Source organism: Desulfovibrio sp. 1214_IL3152, assembly GCF_036763055.1.
Taxonomy (GTDB): Bacteria; Desulfobacterota; Desulfovibrionia; order Desulfovibrionales; family Desulfovibrionaceae; genus Desulfovibrio.
Genome location: NZ_JBAIYW010000059.1, coordinates 1 through 2,027, shown reverse-complemented (window position 1 = coordinate 2,027; position 2,027 = coordinate 1). Strand labels below are relative to the sequence as shown.

General features: G+C 56.0%; 3 protein-coding genes. 1 reads left to right on the top strand and 2 read right to left on the bottom strand.

All coding sequences use genetic code 11. The features are described 5' to 3' along the window. Window positions 1-140: 140 nt before the first annotated feature. Complete coding sequence (locus V6C07_RS01195) at window positions 141-932, bottom strand: YMGG-like glycine zipper-containing protein (RefSeq protein ID WP_333534573.1); 792 nt, start codon at window positions 930-932, stop codon at window positions 141-143. 122 nt (window positions 933-1,054) lie between these two features. Next, window positions 1,055-1,294, bottom strand: coding sequence for a hypothetical protein (locus tag V6C07_RS01190; RefSeq protein WP_333534572.1), 240 nt, complete (start codon window positions 1,292-1,294; stop codon window positions 1,055-1,057). A gap of 18 nt (window positions 1,295-1,312) precedes the next feature. Here V6C07_RS01190 and V6C07_RS01185 point away from each other — a divergent pair, with 18 nt between their 5' ends. After that, window positions 1,313-1,516 (top strand): dual CXXC motif small (seleno)protein, encoded by a 204-nt coding sequence (locus V6C07_RS01185; protein WP_333534571.1) that lies wholly within the window; start codon window positions 1,313-1,315, stop codon window positions 1,514-1,516. Window positions 1,517-2,027: the final 511 nt, after the last annotated feature.

The following is a 2,027-nucleotide window of genomic DNA, read 5'->3' as shown; positions in this document are numbered from 1 at the left end:
GGCCGCCGGAGCGCCGGTTGGCGCGGACTGCTCCGGTGGGGCCGGATTGGGCGTTTGACTCATGGCAACTCCGCGGCGAAAACCGCAGGGAAACATTCGCGCTGCCCCGGAACAAAACGCGAGGCAGCGCAAAAATGAAGTTATCCAAGCAGGTTGTTTACGGTTTCTTCATAACTTGTCATGCGGGCATCCACATCACTGCGCGTGCTTTCAAGTTCCTTGCGGGAAGATTTCCACTCCGACGCCTGGGAAGAAATGCCGGACTGTTTGGCAACAGGGGTTTTCTTGGGCGTGGAGGCCGTGGGGGAAGCGGGCTGGCTTGTGGTGTAGTCCGCAGCCAGAGCACGTTCGTATTCGGTATTTCTCTGGGCCATAGCCGAAGACGTGTCTTTAAGGATGTAGGCAGTTTCTTCAAGGCCGCTGCGGATTTCAGCGTAGCGATCCTGCAGTTCGAGACGGGTGATCTGCCCGGCCCGGTACTGGTCCACCGCCAGTTTGAACTGCTGGTCATAGCACCTGGTTGCCAGCTTGGCCGCCGCTGTTGCACGGTTCATGCTGGCAGCTTCTGCGCCCATCTGCCGGTTGTATTCCGCAAGATAGGCCGCGTCACGCTGTCTTTCCTGGGATTTGCCGTAAATGTTGCCGCCCACAGCGCCTGCTGCTCCGCCGGCCACGGCTCCCGCCAACGCGCCTTCAACCTTTCCGGTCGCCAGGCCACCTATAAGAGCGCCCAGCAAGGCTCCCCCGGCAGCGCCCGCAGCGGTGCTTTTGCCGGTGCTGTTCTCATCTTTCCGCAATTGGTTCACGGGTTCATAGCACTGGGGGTAATAGTTCACCTTGGTTCGCTGTTCGCCATAGCGGCTGGTGCAACCCGAAAAAAGCAGGCCGCCCACAAGGACAAAAACAAGAGGAAGATATGCGCGCCGTTGCATGACACGGCCTCCTGATAAAAGTTTAAGGAAAGTCGTCACTTCTTTAATGGTACTGCAAAATCGTACTATACGGCAAGTCCTGCTGCGGCAACACTGCGGGCAGGGGATTGGCGACGGTGGCGTCATGCCATTTGCTGTCTTGAAATTTCATAAGCTTTCTGAGTTTTGTCGCGGCTGGAACTGACAGGGGCTGACCGCAGAACGGCCAGATCCGGGGTACGGCGAGGGAACATTGCCGGGGTGGGTTTGACAACACACAGTCGGGGATGGTTAAACAACCCGGTGGCAATGCCGCCCTGCGTCACCGCCCGTTTTTGCGCCAGACGTGTGCGCATGTTGGCGGAGATGCCTTTCAGCAACATTTTACCTCGTGAGTTATCATGGCCTTTTCTGCTTCACGCGATGCCAAAACCACCATCGTCTGCCCCAACTGTCCGGACAAGCTGCATATCGTTCGCACCTGTCATGAAGTTTTTATGCGTTGCCCTTCGTGTGGGGCGGAGTTTCCCCTGCAGGAGTATATCCGGCAGGCCGATGACGCCATGGAAAGCTTTTTGGAAAATGTTTACTGCAACCGCATCTGAAGCGTCGCTTATACGATTTCAAAGATATCCCGGAACATTTTCAGGGCAATGACGCAAAGGAACTGCCCTGCGTCTGCGAGGGCAGGTTCCCGTCACGGCAAGGCCGCGCTGCCTCGTCTCTTGCCGGAGTCTTCTTTATATTGAAGTCTTATTATGTTATGAGCGCAGGCAGCTATGCCTCTGCGCTGCGCAATGTGCAGCAACGCAGTGGTGGAAGCTTTGAGATGAATGTTTGCAAAGCCGTAAAGGACTAAGCAATTTCACTTTGAAATTGCTCTGGCGGCTGCGTGAGCAGTAGCCCGCCGCAAAGATGCAAGCGCAGCTTCAGGCGTTACGACAAAGGAAGTTACGGATGCTTCAGGAGTTGTAACGCAGGAAACTACACTTGCAGACACCATGTGTAACGAGCGGTTTGTTTCCACACAACCACTGTCGCCATTCGTAAGGCTCGCAGGCTCGCCAACGACTGCCGCGAAGACAGCAGAGCTATTTACTTGCGCGGTTAAGCAGC